General features: G+C 58.3%; 3 protein-coding genes. 2 read left to right on the top strand and 1 reads right to left on the bottom strand.

What is annotated here, in order from left to right:
• Positions 1 to 121: 121 nt before the first annotated feature.
• Positions 122 to 3,679 (top strand): autotransporter outer membrane beta-barrel domain-containing protein, encoded by a 3,558-nt coding sequence (locus SLH47_RS26050; protein WP_320244040.1) that lies wholly within the window; start codon positions 122 to 124, stop codon positions 3,677 to 3,679.
• Positions 3,680 to 3,847: 168 nt separating this feature from the next.
• Here the strand turns inward: SLH47_RS26050 and SLH47_RS26045 are convergent, their stop codons facing one another.
• Positions 3,848 to 4,294 (bottom strand): Lrp/AsnC family transcriptional regulator, encoded by a 447-nt coding sequence (locus SLH47_RS26045; protein ID WP_320244036.1) that lies wholly within the window; start codon positions 4,292 to 4,294, stop codon positions 3,848 to 3,850.
• Positions 4,295 to 4,414: 120 nt separating this feature from the next.
• Here SLH47_RS26045 and ltaE point away from each other — a divergent pair.
• Positions 4,415 to 5,154 (top strand): low-specificity L-threonine aldolase (gene ltaE, locus SLH47_RS26040; RefSeq protein ID WP_320244034.1); only part of this gene is annotated, 740 nt, incomplete at its 3' end.

Genomic DNA, 5,154 nt, shown 5'->3' with positions numbered 1-5,154 from the left:
TTGAGGCTTAAACAGCGCCTCCGGCTGATGCCCGCAATTCTGCCACCCCACTGACCGCCTGACAGGCAGGGCGGTGCCTTGCCTCGATTGTGCTCAAGTCCCTCACAGGAGAGTTTCAAAAATGACCAACCAGTCCCCAGACACCCAGCCCGCCCTTCGCCCGTTCAACGTCCTGGTTCGGGGCGGTCGCTTGACCAGGTTCAAGGGCCAGGTGGCGAGCATTGCGCCGGGGCTTTTGGTCGTGGCAACTGCTGCGGCGCTGCTTGCGGGTGGTGCGGACCAGGCAGCGGCTCAGGCGACCGCGGTCCGGGGGTGCGCGGGCGAAACCGGGAACGCAGCCGTTGGAAGCGCCGTCACATGTAACACTGGCAACTATAGTGATGGCATTCAGTATGACACAATTGGGACGTTTACTCTGACCCTTGACGCCCCTGGCATTGATGTGGGTCCGGTGGGTCGCAGGGGGGTCGATGTTGGGTCTGGCGCCGCAGATGATGTTACTGTGCAAATGGGCGGGGGCACAATCACCACCACGGCAGGGTTCGATAATCACGGGATCCGGGTGGATGGGGGGAATAGCGCCACTTCCACGGCGAAGGTGGCAGTGACCGGAGGGGAGATCGAGATTGATGGGGAAAACTCCGTCGGACTTTACTCTGTCGTCAGTGGAAATGGCAATGCAATTGCGGAACTGGGTGGCAACTCTTCAATTGCTGCGTCAATCGCCACGAAAGGGGAAAACTCTCATGGGATTGATGCGCTTGTCAACAATAGGGAGAGTACAGCCACGGCGACGGCACTGTTAAATGAAGGAGGGGAGATCGAGACAAAAAAGGCAAATTCAGAAGGGATGATTGCAAGAACCAGCGGTAAGTCAGGCGAGGCACTCGCGCACATGAGTGGCGGCAAAATCACCACGCATGGGGAGGTGATAAGGGAGGGGACGCCACAGGAAAGGACCGGGTTCGCGCACGCGGTTTCGGCGATTCTCGACCAGGGCGCAAAGGAGGATAGTAAGGCCAATATGACGGCAAGAATGACCGGAGGTGAGATCGAGACGATGCGTAACAATTCATCCGGGGTTCGTGCGTATAACCGTGGCCTTGGCAATGCACTTGCGCAAATGGATCAAACGGATGGCCGCAGCACGATCATCACGCATGAAAACCAATCTCACGGGCTTCAGGCGTTCGCCACCCCCGAGGACATGTTCACCACCGCGGAGGGGATAGCGACGGCTGCGGGGGTGGCTGAGGCTGCAATGGTAGATGGGACTATCATTGTTAACGGTGTCAATGCCCATGGGATGTATGCACAGGCCAATGGCGTCCTTGGTACAGCGCTGGTGAAAATGGACGGCGGCAGGATCACCACGACTCACAGGAATGCTGCCGCGATTTATGCGCGGATTGATAACCAGAACCACAAAAACAACGCGGACAAGACAAACGGGGTGAAGGTGATAATGACCGGAGGGTCCATCCTGACGGAGAACCGCCCCGGCAGCGTCTTCGGATCCCATGGGATCTATGCGGACACCACTGGCTCTGCCGATGTGACCGTGGACATGCGGGACGGTACAATCACCACGGTTGGGAGAAACTCTCACGGGATTTATGCGGAATTCGAAGGCGCGGGGGATGACGGGCAAGCGATTGTCAAGCTGGGCACGGAGGCCTGGGTCACGGCTTCCGGCGCGGGTTCAGATGGCATTCGTGCTCAAGGCAGAAGGGGATTTGACGTATATGTGGCCGGTCGTGTGACGGGCGGCGCTGACGGATTTAACGCGGATGCCAACGGTGCCGCGATCCGCACGATTTCCGCCGCTGACGGCGGCGGAACAATTCACATCACCGACACCGCCACTGTGACGGCGGGGAGGTCTGGTCTTGCAATACAAGACTGGGATGGCGATACGGCTGTCACCTTGGAAGGAGCCATGACCGGGGATATTCGTCTTAGGGGGGGCAACGATAGCGTCACGATTGCTGCCACTGCGAGCTATGACTTTTCCTATACCCTGGACGGCGGTTTGGGCGATTACGATCATCTGATCTTGAGTGGCCGGACAATGACCTCAATGGAGAACGTCATCGACTGGGAGCACCTCACGCTGAAGGATGAGACGAAGTTGAGCCTGGATAAGGGTGCGATACTGGATATGGATCTCTTGATTGAGGCAGGGTCTGTATTCAGCGCGTCTGGCGGGGACAGGGGCACCGGGGCGACGATTGAAGGTAAAGTGTCCAACGTTCCTGGCGGCGGCCTGACCATCACAGGTGATGTGACCAATAGTGGTACCCTAAGCGTGCAGGACGGGGTTGCGGGGGATGTGATCACTATTGAGGGCAACTACACCGGCTCGGGAAGAGGCGTTTTTCAGCTGGATGCGGTTATGGGTCCTGATGGTGCGAACACCGACAGGCTTGAGATCACCGGCAACGCGTCAGGCGAGATGGTGCTGTCGCTGGCCGGGCTGGACAGCACCGCTCCTGAGGGCGGACCACTTGCGATCTACCTGGTCTCGGTTGGCGGCGAGACTGATGATGCGACCTTCACCCTGATGGATGGCAACTACGTGATGTCGGACGGGGAGCAGGCGATGATCTCGGGCGCCCACCTCTACAGGCTGGCTGAGGTTGAAGTCGCGGCGCAGGATGGCGGCAGCAGCACCTGGTGGGCGTTGAGCGCGCGGTCAGAGAGCGGTGAAGTCACCTATCAACCGTCTGCGCCGGTCTATGACAGCTATGGTGCGTCGCTTCTGGCGTTCAATGCGCCCTCTGGGCTGCACGCACGGGGCAGTGCGCAAGACTTCCGGAGCCTGGCCTGGGGCGGCGCAGGGGCTGACGCGGCTGATCAGGATACGGGCACGCCGCTGTGGATCCGGATGGGGACAGAGCAGCTCACCACGTCGGAAGAGCACAGCACCACAGGGGCGGCACTTGAGAGCAGTCTGTGGGAGATGGAGATCGGGGCGGATCTGACCCTGAACAGCAGTGATGCGGGGCTTCTTGTGGGCGGGCTGATGTTCTCCTACGGGACGGGCAGTACGGATGTCAGCTCTGACCTGGGGGACGGGTCGATCGAGACCAGTGGTCTGGGCCTTGGGCTGGCCGCCACATGGTATGATGCGCGCCGGTTCTATGTTGACGGGCAGGTGACGCTGAGCTCCTACACCAGCGACCTGACCTCGGACAGGCTCGGGACCCTGATCGAGGGCAACAGCGGGACGGGCTATGCGCTGTCGCTGGAGGCGGGACAGCAGCTTGATCTGGGCACGCGGCTGACGGTGACGCCGCAATCCCAGCTGAGCCTGTCGTCGGTGACGTTCAGTGACTTCACGAGTGAGGCGCACCAGGAGGCGGTCGCGCTGAGCGACGCGTCCAGCCAGCAGCTGCGGCTTGGGCTTGAGGTCGCGGGGCAGGAGCGTGGGGAGAGTGGCCTCTATGGCATTGTGAACCTGTACCATGAGTTTGGCGCGGGCAGTGAGGTGGAGGTGGCGGGAACGTCGCTGACGACGGAGCGTGAGCCCTGGACCCTTGGGGCTGGTCTTGGCGGTAGCTATGTCCTGACCGAGCGTGTGGATCTGTTTGGCGACGTTGCCTATGCCACCGGGCTCAGCAACGCAGGCGACACCAGCGCCCTCAGTGCAAATGCAGGGCTGAAAGTGGTGTTCTAGAGAAAGGCCGTGACGAACCCTGACTGGTCATTGCCGCTCCAATTGGGCGCTACAGTCGTATTTGGCAGGTGCCAGCCCAATGGAGACATTGGTCACGGGTGTTCCGATGCAGGCTGCGCCGGATAAACCGGGCTTTCGCCATGAGCAAACAGACGGCGGCATTTGGGTCTATAGCGCTAGATTAAACTTGTGCTGTTCCAGCACAAATAGCGATTGATACTGAAGTACATTTTCATCTTCGGCAAACAGCCGCTGGCTCAACTCCTGAAACTCTTCCATGTCTGTCAGATTCATCATGACGACGGTGTCTGTTTCACCTGAGACAGAATAGATTTGAGAGATCGCCGCCTCAGTTTTCATGTCAGTCAGCCATTGCTTTCGGGCGGTGACACCATGATCGGCCAGCTTGACTGTGACAATCGCCTTGAGAGGTCGGCCCATTCTTTTTGGATCGGTGAGGGCCACCACCCCTATTATGACACCTTTTTTCTTAAGCTGACGAACCCGCCGAAGGCAGCTTGATGGTGCCAGGCCAACCAAATCCGCAAGATCGTTGTTCGCGATAGATGCGTCCTTCTGAAGTTGGCTGAGTATCTTGCGGTCTATACGGTCCATGCTGGTTTGCCCATTTATTGCATCCATATGCAATCAGATTGCAAAAACTCGCAAACTTCAATCACCTATTTCGTTCACTGTCGGGCAGGTTGGGACGAAATCAACAAAGGTCCAAACAACATGAAACAGAAACTCGAACTAGACTTTAGAAGCGATACAGTCACCAAACCCTGCTTGCCAATGCGCGATGCCATGGCCGAAGCCGAAGTGGGTGATGATTACTACCGCGATGATCCGACCGTTCAGGAACTGGAACGTTTTGCGGCTGACCTCTTTGGAAAAGAGGCGGCCCTACTTACGCCCTCTGGGACACAATCCAACCTGATAGCCGTCATGTCTCACTGCCAGCGCGGTGACGCTTACATCGTAGGCCACCGGTCCCATTCTTATCTACGCGAGTTGGGAGGTGCGGCAATGGTTGCAGGTGTGCAGCCACAAGTCGTCCAGAACCAGAGCGATGGCACATTGAGACTGGAAGACATGGAAGCTTCTCTTTTCCCGGCCTCTATCCTGTTTGCGCCTGTCCAGCTGATTGCGGTCGAGAACACTATCGACGGTATGGTTCTACCGTTAGACTATTTGAGCAGTGTTTCGGATCTCGCCACGCAGAAAGGCCTGAAAATCCATATTGACGGGGCACGTATCTTCAATGCAGCTGCTGCACTCGGATGCCCGGTGTCGGAAATTGCCAACTACTGCGACACACTCAGTTTTTGTCTCTCCAAGGGGCTTGGCGCACCAATTGGCTCAATCCTTGTGGGGTCTGAAGAAGTGATCGAAAGAGCGCGCAGGCATCGGCAGATGCTAGGTGGCGGAATGCGGCAAGCCGGGATCGTCGCCGCAGCGGGTCTGTATGCGAT

Source organism: Cognatiyoonia sp. IB215182 (genome assembly GCF_033963905.1).
Lineage (GTDB): Bacteria > Pseudomonadota > Alphaproteobacteria > Rhodobacterales > Rhodobacteraceae > Yoonia.
The sequence above is the reverse complement of the archived record's forward strand: the minus strand, read 5'-3'. Positions and strand labels throughout refer to the sequence as shown.